The 23,764-nt window shown below is 38.1% G+C and carries 18 protein-coding genes; 5 read left to right on the forward strand and 13 right to left on the reverse strand.

Annotation, left to right across the window (positions count from 1 at the left end):
• The first annotated feature begins 61 nt into the window (after positions 1-61).
• Together AC6QZF_RS06770 and AC6QZF_RS06775 are read left to right on the forward strand one after the other, a co-directional pair.
• Positions 62-970, forward strand: a complete 909-nt coding sequence (locus AC6QZF_RS06770) for a D-2-hydroxyacid dehydrogenase (RefSeq protein WP_499799123.1) — start codon at positions 62-64, stop codon at positions 968-970.
• 24 nt (positions 971-994) lie between these two features.
• Positions 995-2,236, forward strand: a complete 1,242-nt coding sequence (locus AC6QZF_RS06775; protein ID WP_499799124.1) for a DUF1015 domain-containing protein — start codon at positions 995-997, stop codon at positions 2,234-2,236.
• Between the two features lie 86 nt (positions 2,237-2,322).
• On the opposite strand, the gene AC6QZF_RS06780 is transcribed toward AC6QZF_RS06775, so the two are convergent.
• Together AC6QZF_RS06780 and gpmI are read right to left on the reverse strand one after the other, a co-directional pair.
• Positions 2,323-3,279 (reverse strand): DnaJ C-terminal domain-containing protein, encoded by a 957-nt coding sequence (locus tag AC6QZF_RS06780; protein WP_499799125.1) that lies wholly within the window; start codon positions 3,277-3,279, stop codon positions 2,323-2,325.
• Between the two features lie 21 nt (positions 3,280-3,300).
• Positions 3,301-4,821, reverse strand: coding sequence for a 2,3-bisphosphoglycerate-independent phosphoglycerate mutase (gpmI, locus tag AC6QZF_RS06785; RefSeq protein WP_499799126.1), 1,521 nt, complete (start codon positions 4,819-4,821; stop codon positions 3,301-3,303).
• 101 nt (positions 4,822-4,922) lie between these two features.
• Between gpmI and AC6QZF_RS06790 the strand changes: the two genes are divergently transcribed.
• A complete protein-coding gene (locus AC6QZF_RS06790) occupies positions 4,923-6,068 on the forward strand; it encodes a glycosyltransferase family 4 protein (protein WP_499799127.1) in 1,146 nt (381 codons plus the stop codon).
• 47 nt (positions 6,069-6,115) lie between these two features.
• On the opposite strand, the gene rpsU is transcribed toward AC6QZF_RS06790, so the two are convergent.
• From rpsU to glgP, 4 genes are all read right to left on the reverse strand, one after another.
• Positions 6,116-6,313, reverse strand: coding sequence for a 30S ribosomal protein S21 (rpsU, locus tag AC6QZF_RS06795; RefSeq protein WP_491814523.1), 198 nt, complete (start codon positions 6,311-6,313; stop codon positions 6,116-6,118).
• 49 nt (positions 6,314-6,362) lie between these two features.
• Positions 6,363-6,764, reverse strand: a complete 402-nt coding sequence (locus AC6QZF_RS06800) for a hypothetical protein (RefSeq protein WP_499799128.1) — start codon at positions 6,762-6,764, stop codon at positions 6,363-6,365.
• Positions 6,765-6,895: 131 nt separating this feature from the next.
• On the reverse strand, positions 6,896-8,089 hold the full coding sequence (locus tag AC6QZF_RS06805; protein ID WP_499799129.1) for an aminotransferase class I/II-fold pyridoxal phosphate-dependent enzyme: 1,194 nt from the start codon (positions 8,087-8,089) through the stop codon (positions 6,896-6,898).
• A 271-nt stretch (positions 8,090-8,360) separates the two neighbouring features.
• Entirely contained in the window at positions 8,361-10,919 is a 2,559-nt protein-coding gene (gene glgP / locus AC6QZF_RS06810; protein ID WP_499799130.1) for an alpha-glucan family phosphorylase, read from the reverse strand.
• Positions 10,920-10,998: 79 nt separating this feature from the next.
• On the opposite strand from glgP, the gene AC6QZF_RS06815 reads away from it, so the two are divergent.
• A complete protein-coding gene (locus AC6QZF_RS06815; protein WP_499799131.1) occupies positions 10,999-12,567 on the forward strand; it encodes an ArnT family glycosyltransferase in 1,569 nt (522 codons plus the stop codon).
• A gap of 17 nt (positions 12,568-12,584) precedes the next feature.
• Here the strand turns inward: AC6QZF_RS06815 and AC6QZF_RS06820 are convergent, their stop codons facing one another.
• The 6 genes from AC6QZF_RS06820 to AC6QZF_RS06845 all read right to left on the reverse strand — a co-directional run bounded on the left by AC6QZF_RS06820 (position 12,585) and on the right by AC6QZF_RS06845 (position 21,337).
• A complete protein-coding gene (locus AC6QZF_RS06820; protein ID WP_499799132.1) occupies positions 12,585-13,058 on the reverse strand; it encodes a hypothetical protein in 474 nt (157 codons plus the stop codon).
• A 1-nt stretch (position 13,059) separates the two neighbouring features.
• Entirely contained in the window at positions 13,060-14,154 is a 1,095-nt protein-coding gene (gene murG, locus AC6QZF_RS06825) for an undecaprenyldiphospho-muramoylpentapeptide beta-N-acetylglucosaminyltransferase (protein ID WP_499799133.1), read from the reverse strand.
• 166 nt (positions 14,155-14,320) lie between these two features.
• Positions 14,321-15,646, reverse strand: a complete 1,326-nt coding sequence (locus tag AC6QZF_RS06830) for an OmpA family protein (RefSeq protein WP_499799134.1) — start codon at positions 15,644-15,646, stop codon at positions 14,321-14,323.
• A gap of 82 nt (positions 15,647-15,728) precedes the next feature.
• Complete coding sequence (locus tag AC6QZF_RS06835; RefSeq protein ID WP_499799135.1) at positions 15,729-17,189, reverse strand: hypothetical protein; 1,461 nt, start codon at positions 17,187-17,189, stop codon at positions 15,729-15,731.
• A 36-nt stretch (positions 17,190-17,225) separates the two neighbouring features.
• On the reverse strand, positions 17,226-18,965 hold the full coding sequence (locus AC6QZF_RS06840) for a hypothetical protein (RefSeq protein ID WP_499799136.1): 1,740 nt from the start codon (positions 18,963-18,965) through the stop codon (positions 17,226-17,228).
• Between the two features lie 92 nt (positions 18,966-19,057).
• On the reverse strand, positions 19,058-21,337 hold the full coding sequence (locus AC6QZF_RS06845; protein ID WP_499799137.1) for a hypothetical protein: 2,280 nt from the start codon (positions 21,335-21,337) through the stop codon (positions 19,058-19,060).
• Positions 21,338-21,522: 185 nt separating this feature from the next.
• Between AC6QZF_RS06845 and AC6QZF_RS06850 the strand changes: the two genes are divergently transcribed.
• Entirely contained in the window at positions 21,523-22,170 is a 648-nt protein-coding gene (locus AC6QZF_RS06850) for a hypothetical protein (RefSeq protein ID WP_499799138.1), read from the forward strand.
• Here the strand turns inward: AC6QZF_RS06850 and AC6QZF_RS06855 are convergent.
• A complete protein-coding gene (locus AC6QZF_RS06855; protein WP_499799139.1) occupies positions 22,151-23,530 on the reverse strand; it encodes a M20/M25/M40 family metallo-hydrolase in 1,380 nt (459 codons plus the stop codon). The genes AC6QZF_RS06850 and AC6QZF_RS06855 overlap by 20 nt on opposite strands.
• Positions 23,531-23,764: the final 234 nt, after the last annotated feature.

Below are 23,764 nucleotides of genomic sequence, written 5' to 3' on the forward strand. Positions count from 1 at the left end.
TTGGAAAAAGATTTATGATACAACTTAAAAATTAATATTAAGAATAATTTGGAGTAAAGCAATGAAAATTTTGGTGTCTGATGGTATCGAAAAAATTGGAGCTGATATGCTAAAATCAGCTGGTTTCGAAGTAGTAGAGCAAAAGCTAACACCAGAAGAATTACTCAAAGAAATTGAAAAGTATGATGCAATAATTGTTCGCTCCGCAACAAAAGTTACCAAAGAAGTGATAGAAGCAGGTAAAAATCTAAAAGCAATTGCACGCGGTGGAGTTGGGCTGGATAATATCGATGTGGAATATGCAAAATCGAAAGGAATTCCTGTGCTGAACACACCCGGAGCATCTTCAATTTCGGTGGCAGAGTTGGCAATTGCTCATATGTTCGCTGTATGCCGCTTCCTGAATCAGAGTAATATTGAAATGCGACAAGGAAAATGGCCAAAGAAAGAATATTCGAAAGGTATCGAACTTACAGGTAAAACACTTGGTTTGCTTGGATTTGGCAACATTGGCAGAGAAGTTGCGAAAAGAGCAATTGGGCTTGGAATGACTGTTATTGCCCACGACCCATTTATTACTCAAACTGATATGAACGTTCGACTTGTAGGCAAAGAAGAAGTAATAAACCAATCGGATATAATTTCACTGCATATGCCACTTATCAAAGGTGAAGGTCCAGCAATAGGCGAAAAAGAAATTGAAATGATGAAAGAAGAAGTAATTATAATCAATTGCGCCCGTGGTGGAGTTGTTTCTGAAAAAGCATTGCTCGAAGGATTAAATTCGGGCAAAGTAGCTGCTGCGGGAATTGATGTGTTCGAAAACGAACCACCAACCGAAGCACAGACTGCGATTATCAATCACCCAAGAGTATCTGTTACGCCACATATTGGAGCTTCCACAGTAGAAGCACAAAATAGAGTTGGTGAAGAAATCGCTCAAAAAGTTATTGATGTTTTGAAAAAATAATTGTTAATAAATTAGGTAGAAGAAATGGCTGTATTCCGTCCTTTCAAAGCATTTAGACCAAAACCCGAGCTTGCTGCCGAAGTTGCAGCAAAGCCCTATGATGTGCTAAATTCTGACGAAGCCCGCGAAGAAGCAAAAGGGCATCCGCTTTCTTTTCTTCACGTAGGCAAGCCAGAAATTGATTTAGACCCATCAATTGATCTTTACGACCCACGTGTTTATGAAAAAGGTAAGGAGAATTTACAAAAATTGATACGTGATGGTGTTTTGGTCGAAGATAGCGAGCCGTATTATTATATTTATGCTCAAACTATGTTCGACAGAACTCAGTATGGGCTTGTTGGCTGCGCCTCTGTTGATGACTACTGGAATGATGTTATTTTGAAGCACGAGAAAACACGCAAAGATAAGGAAGAAGACCGCTGCCAGCACGTACGCGTAACTAACGCACACACTGGACCAATATTTCTTACTTACAAAGACAAACCTGAAATCGATGCAATAGTCAATAGATATATAGAGCAAAAGCCTAATACAGATATTATCACAGTCGATGGTATTCGCCACCAGGTGTGGGTTATTTCGGATAAAAACGATATTATAAAAATCCGTGAACTGCTCGCTGGTGTTGCTAAGTTCTACGTTGCAGATGGGCACCATCGTTCAGCAGCTGCCGCAATTGTTGGTCGCGAACGTCAGCAAGCAAATCCAAATCATACAGGCGAAGAAGAATACAATTTTTTCCTTGCAGTACTATTCCCGGCAAGTCACCTGTATATTATGGACTACAACCGCCTTGTCAAAGATTTGAACGGGCTTTCGCAAGATGAATTTCTTGCAAAGCTTGAAGATTTGTTCGTGGTTAATAAAGTTGATGGACAATTTGCTCCAAAGAAAAAAGGACAAATCGGTATGTATCTTGGCGGTCAATGGTATAGTCTGGATGCAAGAGAAAAGCTCTTTCATCCAGATGACCCTGTAGAAAATCTTGATGTTTCGATTTTGCAACATCACGTTCTGGCACCGATTTTAGGGATTGACGACCCACGCACAAGCAAACGCATTGATTTTGTTGGTGGTATTCGTGGGCTGGGCGAGTTGGAACGCAGGGTAAATTCTGGCGAAATGACTGTGGCTTTCTCAATGTATCCAACTTCGATTGAGGAACTTATGGCTATTGCTGATGCTGGGAAAATTATGCCACCTAAATCAACTTGGTTCGAACCAAAATTGCGTGATGGATTATTCGTTCATTTCTTAGATTAAATAGAAAGAAGAATATAATTATTCAAAGGTTGCCGCGCAAGGGCAGCCTTGTTTTTTGAAGAAGAAAAATAGAGAATAAAAATCGATTATGCTTTGATAGTGTTTTCTTTGCGTAATTGTCGCAACTTTTCGTAAAGAGATTTTTCTTCGTCTGTTAGATTTTTGGAGACTTTAATCTGAACATTGAGATAAAGATCACCGCGTTCGCCATCAGAATTATATTTAGGCATACCCAATCCTTTGAGCTTAAGGACTTTACCAGAGCTTGTTTCTGGCGGAATAGTAACTTTAACCATTCCACTGAAAGTTTTGATTTTAGCGGAACCACCCAAAACAGCAGTGAATAAATCAACAGGTAAATCTAAGTAAAGGTCGTCTCCGCGTCGCTCAACTTTGTTGTGGGGCAACACTTTAACTTTAACAAGCAAGTCGCCTTTCTGCCCGCCGTAGTTTCCGTCGCCTCCTTGCCCAGTTATTTTCATTACCTGCCCATCAGTGATACCAGGCTTGAATTTTACTTCTATTTTTTTACCATTGGCCTGTATTTGCCGAGTTGCTCCATTGAATGCTTCAGCTAATGTTAATTCAACTTCTACTTCTACATCTTCGCCACGTTGAGGTGGATACTTGAACCCCTGACGCGAAGAAAACCCCGAACCGAATATTCGTTCGAAGAAGTCAGACAAGCCGCCACCAGAAGAAAAGAAATCACCAACCGTCTGGTAAGTGGAACGTGTGCGGCGTCCCGCAGATTGCTGAGCTTCGGCGAACCAGCTTGCCCAATCGAAATTGTCGCTCGAACCACCAGTTTGACGATGGCGATTGAAGGAATTATTTAAATTATCATATTTTCGGCGTTTTTCAGGATCCGAAAGTACCTGATAAGCTTCGGAAATTTCTTTAAATTTGTTTTCTGCATTTGGGTCAGATTTGTTCGAATCAGGGTGATATTGACGAGCAAGTTTTCGATATACTTGCTTGATTTCGTCAGTAGTTGCAGTTTTATCGACGCCTAATATTTTATAATAATCTTTAAATTCCACTAAAATCACCTCCTTGTGAATTTATTCAATTAGTATTTTGCCTGTCATTTCCTCTGGAATTTCAAGCCCCATAATATTGAGAACAGTTGGGGCGACATCGGCTAAAATACCATCTTTTGCTTTTTTATATTCATCAGAAACGACGATGAAAGGCACAGGATTGAGAGAATGAGCTGTGTTTGGTGAGCCATCTGGATTTTTTGCGTAGTCTGCGTTACCGTGGTCAGCAAGAATTAGCACGATATAATTGTTTTTTCGAGCAATTTCGACAACATCCGCAAGACAAGTATCAACGGCTTCGACAGCTTTGCGAATTGCTTCATAAACTCCCGTATGCCCTACCATATCACCATTAGCAAAATTCAAGCAAATGAAATCATATTTCTGGGTGTTAAGTTGCTCGGCAAGTGCATCTTTCACTTCAAAGGCACTCATTTCGGGTTTCATATCGTAAGTAGGGACTTTTGGAGAATGGATTAGAATTCTATCTTCATTTTCGAAAACTTCCTCTCGCCCACCCGAGAAGAAAAATGTAACGTGAGCATATTTTTCGGTTTCGGCTATTCTCAGTTGGTGAAATCCTGCTTTGGAAATAACTTCGCCCAAGGTATTGGATACATTTTCCTTATCATAAATTACGTGAACATTCTGGAAAGTGTCGTCGTATCGTGTCATAGTAAGACAATATAAATTTATAGTATGCATATCGTATTCGTGCATATCTTTTTGAGTAAGTGCAATTGTAATTTCGCGAAGTCTGTCAGTTCGGAAATTGAAACAAATAAAGACATCGCCTTCCTGAACCACCGCAATAGGTTTTCCACCGTCATCGACACAAACTATTGGCTTAATAAATTCATCAGTAACATCTTCGTCGTAAGACTCTTGAATTGCTTTGAGGATGTCAGTTGTAGGTTTACCAATTCCTTTCGTAATTAAATCGTAACCTTGTTTGATGCGTTCCCAACGTTTATCTCTATCCATTGTGTAATACCGGCCGCAGAGAGAGGCAATTTTCCCGTTAGAATGCTCAAGATGATCGAGCAAGTTTTTAATGTAGCCATAGCCGCTTCGAGGGTCGGTATCTCGTCCATCGGTCAATGCGTGGATAAATACACGTTCTAAACCATAGTCTTTTGTAAGGTCGCATAATTTGTAAAGGTGTTTGTCGAGTGAATGAACACCGCCATCGGAAACTAGACCGAGAAAATGAACAGCTTTATTGTTTTCTTTGGCATATTTAAACGCATCTGCAAGAACAGGGTTTTTGTCTATTTTTCCTTCGCGAATTTCTTTGTTGATTTTGACTAAATCCTGATAAACAATGCGTCCAGCACCAATATTCAAGTGTCCAACTTCGGAATTGCCCATTTGCCCATCAGGAAGACCAACATTTTCTCCGCAAGTAAGCAATTTCGAGTTTGGATAATTAGCAATTAATTGATCCCAATATGGTGTATTGGCAACACTAATAACGTCAGATTGGCTACCATCGCCAATTCCCCAACCGTCTAATATTGTCAGTAAAACTTTTTTTCTCATACTATTCCCAAATTAGTTCTTAATAAGATGAAGACGATTTTCTAAACTATTAATTTTCAATAATTATTCTTAATTTGGGAAGATAATTTTGGTATAATGCAATGAAAATTGGGTATTTATCATATTTTAATTCTAAAGACGTTCGAGCGTGGTCGGGTTCTATCTATTTCATACGCCGAGAACTTGAAAAAATGGGTATAGAGCTTGTTCCGATTGACGATATTGGGAGTATGCTTGATGAATCGTATAAGATTAAGTCGTTATATTACAAGGCAATAGGGAAAAATCATCATCGATTACGTGAAAGTCGAATAATGCAAAGGGCAGCAGAAAAAGCTAAGAAACTTATAGAAAAGTATCGTCCGGATGTTCTATTAAGTCTTGGTTCGCTTGAAATCTCTATGCTAAAATGCGAAGTACCTGCAACATTTTGGGCTGATGCGACTTTTCGTCAGCTTGTGAATTACTATCCAGAATATTCGAATTTATCGGCGACTACGCTGCGAGAAGGTGAATTTTTAGAGAAAAAAAGCATTGATAATGCATCTCGAATGTTTTTTGCATCGGAATGGGCTGCATTGGGAGCAGTAGAATTCTACCGTGCTGATAAGAATAAAGTAAAGGTTTTACCGTTCGGGGCAAATTTGTATAATCCACCCGCAGAAAGCGAAGTAGCAAGTTATATTGAAAATAAGAGCTTTGATGCTATTGAATTACTATTTGTAGGAGTGGCCTTCGAGCGAAAAGGTGGCAGGACTGCTTTGGAAATAGCCCACAAAATAAATCAAAAAGGGCGAAAGGTGCGGCTTCATATAATCGGTTGCCAACCTGAAATAAATGAAAGCAATGATTTTATCAAAATCTATGGATTTCTTAACAAAGCCAATCCCAATGATATGAAGACAATTGAGGAATTATATAGGAAAGCGCATTTTTTTGTTATGCCATCGATTGCTGAGTGCTATGGAATTGTATTTTGTGAAGCGAACGCTTACGGACTACCTGTTGTTGGAGCAAATAATGGAGGAATGCCAACGATAATAAATCCGAATAATAATGGTTTTTTGTTCGATTATTTGAATTATGAGCAAAGCGTAAATTATATATCTGAAAAAATAATTGAGATTGGAGCAAATCGTAGCAATTACGAAGAAGCGGCTTATAAATCACGCAATGAGTACGAAAAACGTCTAAATTGGGAAGTATCGGTAAAGGAATTAATACGTGAATTGAAATCTATAATATAAAGAAGGCTGCTCTAAACGAGCAGCCTTTCGAAAATTTAAGAACAGAATTAATCATTCATTTCGTGTGATAATTTCTTTTGACGACGAGCGGCTTTAATACGCGACATACGTTTTTCGACCGAAGGCTTCACATAAGCTGTTCTTTTTTTGAACTCGCGTAGAATACCCGAGCGCTCATATTTTTTCTTAAAGCGTTTTAAAGCGCGGTCGATATTTTCATTAGTTTGAAGAGTTACGCCTATCACTGCTATTTTTCACCTACCTTTCGCGCAGATTTAATTTAGTTCAACATATTTATGATAATTTTTCGATAAGACGTTTTTCGTTGTTCTTTTCAAATTGAACGATGATTGAATGGCCACCATTGCTAGTAACTTCTTTTTTGCGAACAATGCCGACATCTTGCCACACTTCGTGATAGATTACGTCGCCGATTTTATATTCGTTTTTAGGTGTGTATGTTTTTGCATCCTCACGTGTAATATGAATAACGGCTTTGGACTTATCCTGGTCTTGTTCGATTGCATCCAAATTAACAAGTTGGGAGTGGCGGCTTCTGGTGCATCTTGCCCATTGCTGGCGTCCGTTTTCGGTTTCGATTGGTTCGCCGATGAGCTCGTGTTTGGTTTCTTTCATTAAAAAGGGAGAGTATAGAGTAATGTACTTAGCTCTACGAGACCTTCTTTTTATGGCCATATTAAATCTCTTTATGAAAAAGAACAAAAATTATATGCAAAATTACGAAAAAATTTGTTGAAAATCAAAAAATATATTATAATGCAAAATTATATTTGCATAAAATGGAATAAAATATTTAATTTTTTTGTTTAACTAATAAGCCCCAATTCTCTTCCAACTTCTGCAAATACTTCTAAAATTTTGTCCAAATGTTCTTTTTCATGGGAAGCCATATATGAAGTTCTCATCATACTCATATTAGGTGGAACGCCTGGCGGAATAAATGCGTTGACGAACACACCTTTGTCGAATAGTTTACGCCAAAAAACGAAAGCTATCTCGACTTGTCCAACAATTACAGGAACGATTGCTGTTTTGCTTTCAACAATATGGAAGCCTAATTGCTTGAAGCCTTCGCGCATATAATTTGCGTTCCAGATTAATTTGTCGACAAGTTCGGGCTGCTCTTCCAAAATATCGAGTGCAGCAAGAGTTGCTGCGCAGGAAGCAGGAGTTGGGCTGGCACTAAAAATAATAGCAGGAGAATTATGTTTCAAGTAATTAATAACACGTTCGGGACCACCAACAAAGCCGCCGAGAGAAGCGAAAGTTTTCGAGAATGTTCCCATAACAAGATTCTGCTTGACATCTATTCCGAAGTAACTATGAGTACCTCGTCCACCTACTCCAATTACGCCAGTTGAATGAGCATCGTCGACAAGGACGCGAGCGCCATATTTTTCTGCAATTGCAACTAATTCAGGAAGGTTTACTATTTCGCCTGTAACTGAGAAGACACCATCGGTAACGATAAATTTGCCGGCACTATCGGGAATTGACTGAAGGACTTTTTCCAAATCTTCCATATCGTTGTGTTTGTAGCGTTTGAATTCAGCAAAAGCACCTTTTGCCATCATCGCACCGCTTACGATACAAGCGTGATTTTCCTTGTCGGAGATAATCACATCGCCTTTTTGAGCAATAGTAGAGATAATTCCAAGAGCTGTTTGGAAGCCCGTGCTGAACAGCAGAACAGCTTCTATTCCAAGGAATTTAGCCAGTCTTGCTTCCAGTTCATTATGCAAGTCGAGTGTGCCAGTCAGATAGCGCGAGCCGGAGCAACCGGTTCCGTATTTATTGATTGCGTTGTGGGCAGCTTCCTTTACTTTTGGATGTGCAGTAAGTCCTAAATAGTTATTCGAACCAGCCATAATCATTTTCTTGCCATAGACAGAAACAACTGGTCCTTCGTTTTCTTCGATAGCGTGGAAATATGGGTATAATCCCTGAGCTTTTACTTCATCAGCACGAGTAAAGGCAAAACATTTTTCAAAAACGTCCACAGTATGTCCTTTATGATAGTTAATTATTCTCGTAAAACATACAAAGATATGAAAAAATAAAAACTTAAAAAAGAATTAACTTACTTAACAGAGTATTAATCAAACAACTAATTAGTTATAAATATTTTTATAATCTACTGTGTAATAATGAAATAGAAGTTTTTTACCTTCTATAGTAAGATAAGAAAAATAAAAAACTGCCACACATTATGGGCAGTTTCAATTTATTAAGCAATAATGAATTCCTTCTATATAATTTCATAGCAAAATACTACTTCAAATTAGCCCATTTACAAAGATACATTTCAGCAGGATGAACAAGATATTTATGTTTTGGAAGAACACGTATAGTAAATCCTTGCATACCTGTATCGGGGCAAATGTAGCTGCCACTGAAATAATGAACATTTTTTTCTGTTTTCACATAGAGAAGTTCTTCTGCGACAGCATTTTGGAATTCGCCGTGGTGGTCAATTGAACCATAATATACTTGAACGGAAACATCATCAGGTTGAATTTCACCAAGTTTAACTTTAACCGAGATAGGCACTTTACGCCCAACGTAATAATCGCGTTTATGTTCGAAGTCGACTTGAAGAATATCAACATTTTGCCAATGCATACGAATTCTGTCTTTCCACACCTGGAATTTTTTTGCTTCGGCAGCACCATTTTCGGCGAGAGTGCGGTATTTTTCGGCAGCAGGCAGATAAAATTGGTCGGTGTAGTTGCGCACCATACGATGAGTGGAAAAGCGCCCTGCAATAGTTGCGATAGAGTTTTTCATATATTGCACCCATTCTTCGGGTACTTTGTTTGCCGAACGTTTATAGAACATTGGAACGATAACGGTTTCGAGAGTATCATAGAGCATATCTGCTTCGATATTTTCCATTTCTGGGCTATTGTCGTGCTCTTCGCCAGTGCCAATAGCAAAGCCGTTTTGAGCATTAAATCCTTCGTCCCACCATCCATCTAAGATTGAGAAATTTAGAGTGCCGTTTATTGCAGCTTTCATACCGCTTGTTCCGCTTGCTTCGAGCGGGCGAATAGGATTATTGAGCCATACATCACAACCTTTGACAAGCATACGTGCAATTACCATATCGTAGTCTTCGAGAAAAACGACATGTTTTTCGAGTCCCCATTGGCGAACACGCTGGATAATTGACTGTATTACTTCTTTGCCTTGAATATCGTGTGGATGAGCTTTGCCGGAGATAACCACTTGCACTGGATGTTCTGGATTGGTCAGGATTTGCTTTAATCTATCCATATTCTTGAACAGAAGCAAAGCACGTTTATATGTAGCGAACCTACGGGCAAAACCAATAGTCAGAGTGTCCGGATTGAGCAATTCGTTTATTTTGCTTACTTGGTCGGGCGGGAGTGAGTGTTTTTGTTTTGTGTTGAGATAATTACGTGCAAAAAGAATAAGTCGAACACGGCGGCGTTGCTTTTCGCGCCAAATTTCTTCTGATGGTATAGAATATATCATCTGCCAAATGTCTTCCCTATCGGTTTCAGAACGCCAAATTGGAGAAAGATACCTATCGAAAAGTTCGGCAAATTCGCGTGCTATCCAGGTCTGGGTATGAACGCCATTTGTAATTCCACAGATGGGCACCTCATTTTCAGGGAAACATTTATATAGAGAGTGCCACATTTTTCGGGCAACCCGTCCGTGTAATTTACTTACTCCATTATGATACGAAGTCATTTTCAGCCCCAAAACAGTCATCGAGAAATCGCCTTCGGGATTAAAAGAACCGATTTGCCCCATTTCGAGAAGTTCTTCGCGAGAGATGCCAAATTCATCTTTAAAATAAAGCAAATTATTCTCAATTCTAAACAGTTCGAAAGTTTCGTTGCCAGCTGGCACCGGGGTATGGGTAGTGAAAACCGAGCTTTCTTTGCATAAAGTTTTTGCAGAGCGGAAATCAAGGTTGTATTTTTTCATAAGCTGCTTTGTTCTTTCCCAGAGGGCGAATGCAGCGTGTCCTTCGTTGATATGAATCACTTCTGCATTAATTCCCATAGCTTCGAGAGCACGCATACCGCCGATGCCAAGCACCATTTCTTGCTGGATACGAGTTTCACGGTCGCCGCCATAGAGCTGGTCGGTAATATCTTTGTATTCAATATCGTGGTTATCATCGATATTGGTATCCAGCATATAAAGGCAAATTCTGCCGATATTAATTTTCCAGATTTGAGCAAAAACATTTCCTTTGGGCAATTTTACAGTGATTTTGAGTGGTTCGCCATCATCACCACGAACAATTGTAAGCGGCAGCGAGAAGAAATCATTATAGATATATTGCTCGTTTTGCCAGCCATTTTGAGTAATTCTTTGACGGAAATAGCCTTGCTGATAAAGCAGTCCTACACCGACGAGTGGTAAACCAAGATCGCTTGCGGATTTTAAATGGTCGCCAGCAAGCACACCCAGACCACCAGAATAATTAGGGAGGCTCTCGTTTATTCCGTATTCCATCGAAAAATATGCAATTACACCATCAGTTGAAATATGTTTGGACTTATAGTAGGTATTCCCATTTATATAAGAAATGAATTTGCTGTGAATATAATCAAGGTAGCTGACAAAATCTTGCGATTCGGCTAACTTTTTCAATTGTTCCTGAGATGTTTTGTTAATCAAAAGCACGGGATTATGATTGACTTCTTCCCAAAGACTTCTGTTTATTCTGATAAACAACTCGCGAGCATCAGAATTCCAGCACCACCAATAGTTGTAGGCGAGTTCCTTGAGCTTTGCAATGCGTGCTGGCAAATTAGCAGTAACAACAAATGAATGAAGTGGCTTCATTTTCTTCTCCAATATATCTAAATAATTCTGTTCAAATAAATTTTAATGAAGTTTAATATAAATAATTTATTTTAGAAAAATGAAAAAAATAATTCAACTAAATTCTTTTGTTCGAATGAAGCGGCAAAATTATATTTCAACATTTTTGGTGTTTTTTTCAGCATTCGCCTGGTTTCTGATTGGAGCGAATTTTGGTTTAAATATATACGATGAAGGAATTGGAATAGTTGGTGCCAAACGAATTCTGATGGGCGAAGTTCCATATCGAGATTTTTGGACCATATATTCGCCACTGTGGTATTATGTATTGGGTTTGTGGATAAAACTTTTCGGTAGCGAGATCTTTGTAATTAGACTGTTTACAATTTTGTTGAATAGTATCAGTATTTCTATTATCTATAAAACTATTAAATCGCAAAATATCAATCCATATCTTGGCACTCTTGCAGCCGCGATGTTTCTGAGCCTTTCGCCGTTTTATGGTAGAGCAATCCCGCTGGCATTATTGTTCACTTTTCTTATGATTTACTATCTATTGAATAAAAAAAGCAATTCGGATTATATAATTATTGGTATTTTGAATGTTTTGCTGTTTGCAACTCGACACGATTTCGGAATTTATGCAATTGCCTCCACAATCTGTGTTGCAATATTTGAAAATAAGATATTAAAAGAGAAGAGCATAAAGCAGTATTTGATTTATCTTATGACATTACTTTTTGTTCTTTGTTTGTATTTTCTTATACTGCTTAAAATTGGGGCGCTGGGAGACTATTTTGAATACGCATACAAGTTTGTTTTTGAAAAATTTGGTGTGGGACGTTCACTTCCTTTCCCAAATCCATTTATTGTGTTTTTTGAAGAGAACGTTCCTATTGGAAGCAGAGTATATAATTTATGGCTCTCTATTATATTTTATCTACCATTTGTATTAATTGGCACTTTGTTTTATTTAATAATAAAATCGAAAATAGAAATCAGCAGCGAAAGCAAATTCTTCGTAACAATAACGTTATTTTCCCTAATTTTTAGTGCACAAGGAATGGTTCGTTCGGGGTATGAGCATATTTTACCATCATTATTGATAATCACGATGATGATTACGTCAATTATGGTAAGGCTTAATCTGGCAAATAAATTTTATTTATTATTTCTACTGATTTTCTTTTCGTTTCCGCCAATAGCAAAGAAGGCACAATCATTGATTTACTTATATTCGGGTAAATCATCGGAAATAAAATCGCATTTTTCTAAATTCATCAAATTGCCCAAAGAAGAAGCAGAAAACTACAACAACCTTATCGAATACGTGCAAATATTCGACCGCAGTGAATATTTATACTCGGGTGTTTTATACCACGAAAAAATATTCATAAATGATATTATGCTTTACCACCTTACAAATCGCTATCCTGCGACGAAATATCACGAACTTCATCCAGGACAGGCAACCGAAGCAAGTATTCAAGATGAAATTATAGCAGAGTTGAAGAGCAAAAAAACCCATGTTTTAGTTCTTTATTACGACAAAGAAAGTGAGAAACAGAAAATAATTGGCGAAAGCAACCTGGATGAGTATATAAGAGAAAATTACCTGTTAAGCAAAATTTTTGGCAATTATTATGTATTTAGATTAAACAAGCATTAAAACCCGCCAAGATAGGCTTATTTCTCAATACTTTTCTTGATATTTTCAATATCTTCGGATAGTTTGTCCTCGTTTTGATAAGTAGAGAAGCGAAGACGTAGGTAGCGTTTTCTTTCTGGAAGTTTAACCAGTGCAATTTTGTATTTTGAGCGAATACGAATTGATTTTTCATATTTAATGATAATTCTCTCGATTTCTGAAAATTTGTACTTTTTTTCTTTTTTCCCAACACGGAAAACAATATAATCGTTGCCGATAACAATAAATCTTCGTTTGATGGAATTAATGAACAAGGAAACAGAAGCAACGACGATAAACAGCGCAAGCAAAATAGTTATTGGGTCGAGCAGGCGAATTGTCATATATCCGCCTTCGATTGTGCCTCTCAAAATACTATAAAACACAAGGACAATAGCATCGATAGCGATTGTCTGATAGTAGAAATCGAGTCTCTGAGGATAGATTTTTTCAATATTGTTTAAATCGTTCATATTACAACTCATAGCCAATTGTTTTTAATACTTCCAGAGCAACATCACGTGCTGCATTGGGTCGGGCAAGTTTTCGAGCAGCAGCGGACATTTGCTCTAATTTATCATCAGAAAAAATCGTATCGATTATTTCAAAAAGTTTAGTTTCTATTTGGTTGTTCAGTATAATTTCAGCAGCACCGTTTTTCTTGAGTATTTCAGCGTTGAAAAGCTGCTCGTTGTTGGAAGCAGACGGGAGTGGGACTAAAATTGCGGGTTTTGCTGCAACAGTAATTTCCCACACAGTAGTAGCACCAGAACGACAAACAACCAAATCGGCAGCTGAATAGTAATCAGCTATATTGTCGATAAATTCTTTAACAATAAGATTTTTGTGTTTAGCACCGTTGAATTGATAGTTCTTGCCGGTTTGCCAGAGAACGAAATAGCCGCTTTCGAGCAAGCTATCAAGGTGCTTCTCGACAGCTTTATTAATAGAGGACGCCCCCAAGCTCCCACCAAAAATAAAGATAGTTTTCATATCGAGCGGAATACCAAAGGAATTCCGGGCATCGATTTTGTTCGGAAAGTCCAAAAATTGTTTGCGAATAGGATTTCCGAGAGCACTAATTTTATTATGATATGATTTATCGAAGTAATTGATGCTTTCATCAAAAGAAGTGATTATTTTCGTAGCATATTTGCAAAGAGATTTGATTGCTTTTCCCGGACGAACATTCGATTCGAGCAAGAATAGAGGTAGTTTGTGCAAGTTAGCAGCGTAACCGGGCGGGAAGCTCAGATAAGCGCCAGTTGCGATGACAGCAGAAATATTATTTTCACGTATCAGCTTTCTACATTTATTAATTGCACTTGCAATTTGAAACGGGAGCAAAAGTACAGCAGGTGATTTCTTTATACCCATAATTTTAATAGGATGGAAGTTATAGCCAAGAGACGGCACAACCCTACTTTCAATTTTATTAGAATTGCCGACAAAATAAAACTCGCATCTACCACCGGTAATATCATTAAGTTGCTCGCAAACAGCAACTGCGGGGAAAAGATGTCCTCCGGTGCCACCTGCTGCTATTAATATGCTTATCTTATCATTCATATTACAAATATAATAAAAAGTTACAAAAAATGTGTTTTAGAGTAGGGGAAAAAACAGATCGTAAAATATTTTGTAGCTAAAAAATTAGGGGCATTTATAAACGATTGCCCCTCTTTTGATCAATATTTAACTATTTAAAATTTCAATCAAAACAAAAAGTATAAATTTAGTTTTTTTGTTCTGGAGAAGTAATGATAACAATTTCTGTTCGGCGGTTTAGTTGTTTGCCAAACTCATCTTTGTTACTTGCGATTGGACGACGTTTGCCATAGCCAACAACGGACATTCTGTTTTTATCGACGCCTTTTGTAACAAGATAATTCATTACGCTTTCTGCACGCTTTAGGGAAAGTGCATCATTGAATGGATCAGTGCCAACGTTATCGGTGTGCCCTTCGATAATAATCGAAATGTTGGGTTTATTAAGCATAAATTCTGCAAGAATATCGAGTTCTTTGACAACTTCAGGTAAGTTATATTGGGCAGTTTTAAACAAAAGATTTTCGATGATGAGTTTACGTCCAAGTTCAACGATTGGGATAACTTTTTTAACAAGTTTATTTTCAGTAGGATTAAAGAGAGCAATTTCAATTGAATCAGGGATAACAGGTTCGTCTGAACGGTAGCTTAGTATATACAAATTAGTAAGTTGTTTAGAGAAATTATCTAAAATATTAGAAAAAGGCAAATCAAGGTCAAAAGCAGCACCACGCGTAGTGCGGGAGATGAGTTCGTAATTTTTTAATCTTGGTGGGACAATACTAAAAACTCTGATATCGTTTTTAATAAGTTTTTCGGTAATAGATTGAGTAGTGTGCTTTGTGGAACCCATACCTTTTTCACCAGCTTGATGATAAGGAGCGTCTGTAATAAGGACAACGCAACGAACAGCATCGGGACGGAAACGGAAACGAGTAGCTTCGTCGAGTGCTTCCAGAGCGTTTTCTTTTTCGTCGCCACCGCCGAACGCACGAACCGGAGCCAACCAACCAATAAAGTCAGCAACTTTATTAGTAGGTTTGAATACTTTATTTATATCATCATCAAAAAGAATTAATCCTAATCTGTAATCTATGCCACGTTTAGCTAAATTATTAGTAAAATCTGCTATATTATCTTTAACTTGATTAATATAAGTTTGCATCGATCCAGTAATATCGATAGCAAAAATAAAATCAACCAAAACATTATCAACGACAGGGATTTTTTCAACTTTTGTTACTTTTTTAGGAACGCCTTTTTCAAAAACGAAAAGGTTATCAGAAGTTAGAGTATCGATTGGCTCACCGAGCTTGTTGTAAGCTTCGATAACAACTCTCATTTCTGGGAATTTCGAAATATCAACGTTTCGGATAGATATTTCGATTTCTTTTCGGGCTGATTCTACTTTTGTTTCTTGCAATAGTTCAATTCGATTGAACTTATCTTGTGAAAAAGCAGATGCAACAAATACAAAAATTAATAGACAATAAATTGATTTTTTAATAATCATCTTAATTCTTTTATTTTATTTATACATAAAAAATTGCCCCAACTGAATAAATACAGTGGGGCAATTATAGAAATACACGAAATTATATTGTAATTCTCAATAATGGCGAAATCATAAAGAAGTTTTTGATTTCATAAGGACGCTCGTTACGCAAAGGAGTAGAAAATTTAGCTTCGAGATAGAACCAGTTGCTAAACAGTGGCAACCAGATGCGTCCTAGCATAATCTGATTAGAGTATTGTATGCTTGCACCGAATGGAAAAATTGCCTGATTACGGTATTCAACTTTGGCAAACATCCAGTCGGCAAATTCCTTTGGTTTGTATGTTTTAAGTCCAGTCACATTTTCAGCAGTAATTTCATAATTTAGTCCGTTTGTTGTATTTGGGTAGTGGTAAAGTGCAGTTTCGCGAATTTCTGAATAATTAAGACCAAGGTCGAAACGGAAATAATTTTCTGGGTTTGCTTTGTCGAGCCACCAGTTGTAGAAAACTGTTGCGTATCCAGTAGAACGGATAACAGGGGCAACAGCAGCAATTGTTGAAATATCGGAACGGACATCACCTTCTTTAAACTGGATTTGGTCGAAATGCGAAGGGACATAGGTTCCGTAAGTAGTTCTATCGACACCATAGGTGGTTAGTTTTTCGAGAGGAATTTCAGCGGTAAAAGCAAATCCTAATGCTGGATGGAAAGGCATATGGAAATCAAATCCTGCGATTAATTTCCCGCCGGGAGCAGCGTTCAAAACGCGTTCTGGCACCCACGAAAACAAATCATTATCGCCTAATCCGGAAGTCATTCGATAGCCACCACCCAAATATGCATTTATCAGATATGGGATACCCTGACGAGTAGCATAATCGCTATTAACGTACAATGGTCTTTGTAGAATGATTTTTGATTCGCCTGCGGACCAGAATGGATAGCCAATGTGGTCGGAGCCAACTATTGAGCGAAGCCAAAATCCGGTAGCACCAACTTTGAGAGATTGTTCGAAAAGCGACACAGTAAAAGCTTGTTTTACATTTGTTGGTTGTTTTATATAATCGAGGATAACTTCTGCTTGCGAAGCTTGCAAAGGATATTCGATAGGAACTTCGGTGTAGCAATAGTCTCTGCGAGCGACATCAGCAGGGAAGCCTCTATCTTTGCCTTGATAAACATACTCACCAGTAAGGAAGCGGACAAGTTTATCGCCCATATAATATTCAATTTGAACAGCATTCATTGAAGCCTTGCCGCAATTAATCATAAGTAATTCGAAAGGGTCACGTTCGTCTTCGCGGGGAGCAGCAAGAATTTCCATGTTTTGCTCATTTAAATCACTTTTACTGAACCCCATAAAGAGAAAAGTTTGATAAATTTGTATTTGTAGGTCAGGTTCGCAGACCTTCCAGCGTGGGAAATATTTAATAATTTCGGGGTCGATAGTTGTAAGCGAATCAACTATTTCCCTTTCATTAGTAATTCTGCCTGTTTGAGCATTAACAACACTCAGTGCTGCGATTGCTAAGATAACTGTCAAGAAAAATCTTTTCATAGTATTCTTTCTATTTAATTTAACTAATCTTCTTAATTAAAAAGTAAAAATTAATCTTGCGGTTGGCATAAATACACTGTTAAGTTCCCAATCGCGAAGTTTGCCTTTCATAGCGGCGGAATAACCTTTTGCATCGAAACGAACAGCAACACGATTGCGAACAATTGGAACAGAAAGCCAGATATTCGCAAAGATTGATTCATCAAAGTACTGGATAGAAGCACCATACGGGGTACGAGCATTTTTTGCCATGAAGTCCAGTCTAGCACTAATGCCCGTAACATTATCAGAAGACTTCTTTACATATTTTGTTTTAATAATATCATTTTCTTTGTCTTCGATAACTTTATTATACCATCTATCAGCGGTATAGGTTGTTCCGCCGAGCCCAAAACGCAGCCAATAATCGTCATCAATAGCAATACCGAATGTATAGTGCAGAGAAGCATTAAATCTAATCATATAATCTTCATCATTGAACAAAGCATTACGCATTGCAGCAATATCGGTATAATCATCTATGCTCTTTTTACGATTTTTGTAATCAGGTTCGTTTGCATCACCGAAAATGTATCCGAAAGTGAAATTAAAGATACCACTTTGAGGGATCACTTTTATTGGGAAATCCCCTGATGCAGAGATACCAATACTTCCAGAAGTCAATTTTCTATCAACATTATAGAAGTCTTTCGAAAGCGATGCCCAGCCAGATGTAGGCAGAATGAAACCAAGTTTCACATTTTCCCAGATAGCGGATAAGGTTAATCTTTCGCTCCATAAGCTTGGGTAGTTGATTTCGTCTATACCGTATTTAAGCTCAACACCATATTGAGGCAAGCTTTGGTTAGTAACAGTAGAAAGAGTGTCAACATAGCCATCGGAATAGACAATCATAGGTTGCTCGTAGTGGCGCCAGCTAATCAAGTCGGAGCTAAGAATCAATTCATTTTTACGGAGTTCATAATCAAGAGGTTGTCCGTCGGAAATTCTCATAAATGTTTGCACATCGAAAGGAGTAATTTCGTATTCGTTTTTGACAAGCGATTGAGAAGTACCGTAAACTTTTGGAGCAAATTTTTTGAAAGTGCCAAAACCCTGTGCTTCAAGAGTTTTGTTTTCAACGTTACCCTGACGGAAAGCTGTAACAATAAGTTCGTACATATTGAAAGCACGGTACTCATTTTCGTCGAGAGTGAAAGAGAAAAGTTCTGGATTAGTATATACATTACGAGGAGGCACTTGTCGTAAAGATTTTTCAATATCATCTTCGCTGTCGTAGGAGACAAGCATAGCTATGATAGAAGAAGGAACAATTTGGTCGCGTTCCATACGAGTAGTAACAACATAAACATTTTGAACAGTCGCAATGGATTGACCTTGCGATTGCAAGCTCTGGATGATACAATCGATATCATCAGGGACCTCATAACCACGAGAGAGCATCCCTTGCTTGATTGCGATGTCGCTTGCACCAGCTTCAACCTGGGAGCGTACGAAGTCTACAATAGTTCTATCTGCATTTTTGACACAAGCTTCGTCTGCAACAGCAACTGTACGGGTAAGCGCTTCGTCTTGTGCACGAATTGCTTTGCGAATATCGCCAATATCTTTGATACGATAAATAGAAATAGTTGAAAATCTGTAATTTTTGAATTTGTTTAAAATACTTTCGAGTTTGATGCGGAAAGATTCATCAATTTGAGCATTAGATTGAAAGCTCAAAGCGACCCCCAAAAGTATACTTAGAATTAATACCGATGATAATTTCTTCATCATTTTATATCCCTTGTAAAATCTTAATTTCAATAATAAATTTATTTCAATTGCCTGAGCGGAGGCGTCGAAGTCTCCGCTCAGGAATATAAGAATTATCTACGTCTTGGACCGCCACGTTCAGGTGAATAATCGATGCTAATAGTAACTCTTTGAGCACTTGAACGCGATTGTTTATTATTTATCGGATTAATTGCCACAACATTAACAGGAATTGTCAAAGTACCTTTAATTTTTGTTTCGCCGCGTGGCAAATTGCCGGACATTTCAAGGTTAATGTTATAAGTACCGTCGCCCGCATCCTCGATTTCCGGACCGGCAGCAAGTTCGTAAGCGTTGAGAGTTCCAGTCTTTTCAGAAATAGTTTTAGCTTCGGCACGAACTGTAGCCAAAGTGCCTTCGACGCCCGTAGTAGGCTTAGAAATTCTGATTCCCTTGATAGAAATCTTGATTCTTTGCGGTTGTCCTGAAATTTCAACTCTCATATCGCGTGTATTGATTGAAGCTGGTTCTTGCTTAATTTCGAATGTACGAGTTGGGAAGAGTTCGACTTCTACACCCGAGGCTGGTTGAATCCAGGTAACACGGATTGAAAGTTTATCTTTATCAGGAGTATAGACGAAATTCATATTGCGAGTAATTGCAAGACCTTCGACAGGTGGCTTTTGCATATCATTGTCGAAGTAAGCATAAATACGGAACTGGTTAGCAGCAATTTTGTTGCCAGATTCAGGTATTACATCGAGCAGGAGCGAACCACCATAATAAGCATAAGCATCGATAGTATTAACAATCTTACGCTCACTTTCATCTGTTAGACCAGTTCTAAATATTCCAAGTGTAGCTGATTGAGTAGCACGACGGGATTGTAAATTGTGAACAACTTCGATTTTATATTCACCCGGTGAAAGTTTTGATTCGACAGTACCGCGATAATCACGTTTTTCGCCTTGGCGAGGTGTCGGGACACCAGAGCCTGGAAGTTCATCCAATGCTCTGAAAGTAATTCTCGAGACAACATTTCCACTCTTATCAAGCACGTTGCCAGTAACAGTGTTCTGACCGGGCTGATAAGGAGAAATCGATATATCAAAGACGTGATTAACAGCATCGAAGCAATACATCGCAGCGGCCATATTAATTGTAGGTTCTGCAATATTTGGTTTAGGAGTGATTACACGAACGTTAAATTCTATGCTGCCGCGATTCTGATCGAAATTGGAGGACATACCCGGAGCGAGCAACTGAGCAATGTAGCTAAACAATCTGATTTTACCAATAAGTTCGGTTGCTTCGCGGTCGGACATAGCCACTTCAATTGCAGCCTGAATTTTCTGATTGAATTTATCCATATCACGAGTTCTAATAAACTCTTCTGCGTCAGGAAGGTTGAATTTTTCGAGGTTATTTTGAAGTTCTTTGAGCACTTTTCTGAGGTCGCGCACAGTCAATTGAACGGTACCGATATTGACAGTAGCATCGTCGCTAATATCGGCAGCGCTCTGATCGGAACGAACACCTAAGATACGATTAGTGCGCGAAGAGAAACGCAATTTATACCAACCTGCTCTGCTTGGTGGCTGAAAATTAACAATAAATGAGCGTTTATTTAAACCACTTGCAGTTGCAAGTTTTCTTGTTTCAGTTTCGGAATAGAAAAATACACTATCCTGGGATAAGTTTGGTGGTGCATACGAAGGACCTATGATAACTTCGTTGCTTTTTGGATAGACAGGAGAAATATCAGCAGTAGATTTTAAATTTGCAAAATCGAGTTTATCGAAAGTTGCTTTAGAGTCCAAATTTAATTGACGAACAGCGAGGAGCTCCCAATCTTCGCCATTGGGACCGGGAAACTTTTGTCCGGGCTGCATTTTAAGGAAATCTATATTATTCTTTTTAATGTACTCGTCGGTTTGGAACAAAGGAGCACTAGTTGGATCCTGACTACCGCTGTAGAAGATTTGATATTGCAGTTCCGCAACATTTGCAAGTTCAACAAGTTTCTGTAAACGTTCGACGTGTTCTTTGTCGGTTTCGCCTTCACGCCTTTTGAGAGCAGTAGTAACATCGGTTACACCGACTTCCACGCTGTAACGACGATAGGATTTGATGTCCGAGCCAATCATTTCACGCATATTGATACCGGGAGGAGTAATGGTGATTTCGTCCTGTGGACGAGTGTTAATTCCTTCGGTACCGGCACCGGATTGAAGTTGAGTAAGAATACTTTCAACAATTTTCATTGTTTCTTGTTGTTTTCTGTGGAGATGCTCTTCTGCTTCGTCACGTTCAACGATGATAATCAGAAGTTCCAATACAACGGCAAGATAAAGTACGAAATATACTTTCCCTGCTCCGCCGCCTTTTGACATACTAAATACCCTCCAAATTTATAAATTCTTCAAAATGTCTAAAATATTGTAGTGTAAAATACGACATATTTCAAATATTACTAAACAACTTATTAACGAATTTTTAAAAATCTAACAAAAAATATGTTAATTGCAAAATATATTTTCTCTATGTTGAAATTTATTTTAAATAATAATCAATTGAGATGAAGATTTTGGCTAATGATTTTATAAGTATATTACTTAATTCAGAAAAACCATCGGATTTTTTAGAATACTTAAAAAAAAATAATAAATTGTATTCTTTTCCTGAATTGTATTTTTTGATTGTAACCTGTCAGGATGCAAGTTGGCATCCCGAGGGAAGTGTCTGGACCCATACTTTAATGGTAATCGATGTTGCAGCTGAATTCAGATGCACTTATGAAACGGAAAAAGATGCTTTATCATTTATGCTTGGGGCGCTTTGCCACGATTTTGGAAAACCATACGCTACGATTATGAAGCAAGGTAGGATAAAAAGTCCTTTGCATGATTTGATGGGGTTGCCGCCGACAAATTCATTTCTCAACAAATTAGGATTAAGCGAGTTTTTTCCTTTTGTTTCGGCATATATAATGGAGCATCTAAAACCAATACAGTTGTATAAAAACAGAGAAGATGTTTCTGACGCAGCGATATTGAGGCTTAGCAAGCGAATAAATATATATGATTTATATAAGCTGAGCGCTTCGGACCACTGGGGACGCACCGATGAAGAAGCAGTCAAACGAATTCACCCGGCGGGCGAATGGCTGCTGAAAAGATACAATGAGATCTTAGCAAAAAAAGTGCTTAGTGGGTTGCCTGCTTGATGAAATTTAAATAATCAACAGGTAAATCGGCGTAAAGATATATTGCCACAGCAATTGCAGCAATACATTTTTTGAAATCCTGCGCTACAATTTTGTCGAAAGTATCCCATTCAGAGTGATGATAGCGAAAATAATTGCCTTCGCTATTGGTCCACAAACTCATTGCTGGGACACCGGTGCGGACCATTGGATCAATATCTACTCCACCGCCACCTGTTACAACAGAAATACTGTCTATTTTTTGCAACAGCGGCTCAAAAAACTTAACAATCGAGAATATAGTATCTGGACCGGAGAAGCCAATTCTCCAAGGACGGAAACAGCCAGCATCAAACTCGAACATAAGAGAATGAGGGGAATGAGAATGTTGGTCGCGATAGGCTTTACCGCCACGGACGCCGTTTTCTTCATTTGCCCACATTACCGCTCTAAGAGTGCGACGCGGGCGCAGCTCAGCATCTTTGATATACTTGACAGCAGCCCAAGCAGCAACGCAACCACAGGCATCGTCGTGAGCACCAGTGCCAACATCCCAGGAATCGATGTGCCCACCTAAGGCAATATATTCGTTCGGATGCTCCCAACCGACAAGCTCGCCCCGCAAGTTCCAAGACAAAAAATCTGGCAATGTCTCATTAAGTAAAGTTAATCGCAAACGAGGAGTAATACCGCGATTTTGCAGTCTATAGAGCAAATCAGCATCTTCGGAGGTTAGCGTTCCGTGAGGTATTTTGTTGACATCATCGCTGTAAATCATCATTCCTGTGTGCAGCGAATTATTTTGAGGAGTAACTGAACGAGCAAGGCTTGCAACCGCTCCGGCTTCTGCTGCATTTATAGCACCACGAAATCGAAATGGCACCGCCTGAGAATAACTAATGAATGGCACATTATATACAACTATTTTTCCTTTTGCTAAATCAGCTTTTGCTTTGAGTTCTTCGAAGCTTGTTACAACTAAAACATCGGCTTCAATTCCTTCTTTTGGGGTAGATATGCTGCCGCCGTATGCCATAACCGGGATTTTTTTCTGCATTGGATAAATAAGTTCGCATTTTTCCTCCTGACGAACCCAATGAGGCACCCAAACACTGTCTTTTGCAACACTTTGCAAACCGTCCTTTTTCATTTCCGAATACAGCCAATCAAGTGCACGTTCTAGATTTTCCGAACCACTGAGCCTATGCCCAAATACATCACACAAGTAACCGAGACGATTGTAAAATGTATCGTCTTCCATTATAATTTTGATAAGGCTATCGACTTTACTCTCATATTTAGAAAGAATATATTCCTGTGTAATTTGAGCGTTCAGTTCCAAAACACAAAGAAACAAGTACAGAAATAGGAATTTTTTCATATTATACTCATAAATGAAATATAATCTCACAGCAAAAATAAATAATCATTAGTATTATTAAAACAAAATAATTTTATGCCTTAGATGGTTTAGATATAATTTTAAATAAGTAAATTTTAAATAAGTAAATTTTAAATAAGTAAATTTTAAATAAGTAAATTTTAAATAAGTAAATTTTAAATAAGTAGAGTGAACAAATATAATATTCCTAATTTTATAATATTAATAAATAAT

This window comes from Eximiradius sp., assembly GCA_937127445.1.
Lineage (GTDB): Bacteria > Bacteroidota > Ignavibacteria > Kapaibacteriales > UBA2268 > JAKIZO01.

Bases quoted from the DNA above. Each gene is read 5' to 3' on its own strand.
- AC6QZF_RS06770 (WP_499799123.1), top strand. From the start codon at position 62: ATGAAAATTTTGGTGTCTGATGGTATCGAAAAAATTGGAGCTGATATG.
- AC6QZF_RS06775 (WP_499799124.1), top strand. From the start codon at position 995: ATGGCTGTATTCCGTCCTTTCAAAGCATTTAGACCAAAACCCGAGCTT.
- gpmI (WP_499799126.1), bottom strand. From the start codon at position 4,821: ATGAGAAAAAAAGTTTTACTGACAATATTAGACGGTTGGGGAATTGGC.
- AC6QZF_RS06790 (WP_499799127.1), top strand. From the start codon at position 4,923: ATGAAAATTGGGTATTTATCATATTTTAATTCTAAAGACGTTCGAGCG.
- AC6QZF_RS06800 (WP_499799128.1), bottom strand. From the start codon at position 6,764: ATGGCCATAAAAAGAAGGTCTCGTAGAGCTAAGTACATTACTCTATAC.
- glgP (WP_499799130.1), bottom strand. From the start codon at position 10,919: ATGAAGCCACTTCATTCATTTGTTGTTACTGCTAATTTGCCAGCACGC.
- AC6QZF_RS06815 (WP_499799131.1), top strand. From the start codon at position 10,999: ATGAAAAAAATAATTCAACTAAATTCTTTTGTTCGAATGAAGCGGCAA.
- AC6QZF_RS06820 (WP_499799132.1), bottom strand. From the start codon at position 13,058: ATGAACGATTTAAACAATATTGAAAAAATCTATCCTCAGAGACTCGAT.
- murG (WP_499799133.1), bottom strand. From the start codon at position 14,154: ATGAATGATAAGATAAGCATATTAATAGCAGCAGGTGGCACCGGAGGA.
- AC6QZF_RS06830 (WP_499799134.1), bottom strand. From the start codon at position 15,646: ATGATTATTAAAAAATCAATTTATTGTCTATTAATTTTTGTATTTGTT.
- AC6QZF_RS06835 (WP_499799135.1), bottom strand. From the start codon at position 17,189: ATGAAAAGATTTTTCTTGACAGTTATCTTAGCAATCGCAGCACTGAGT.
- AC6QZF_RS06840 (WP_499799136.1), bottom strand. From the start codon at position 18,965: ATGATGAAGAAATTATCATCGGTATTAATTCTAAGTATACTTTTGGGG.
- AC6QZF_RS06845 (WP_499799137.1), bottom strand. From the start codon at position 21,337: ATGTCAAAAGGCGGCGGAGCAGGGAAAGTATATTTCGTACTTTATCTT.
- AC6QZF_RS06850 (WP_499799138.1), top strand. From the start codon at position 21,523: ATGAAGATTTTGGCTAATGATTTTATAAGTATATTACTTAATTCAGAA.
- AC6QZF_RS06855 (WP_499799139.1), bottom strand. From the start codon at position 23,530: ATGAAAAAATTCCTATTTCTGTACTTGTTTCTTTGTGTTTTGGAACTG.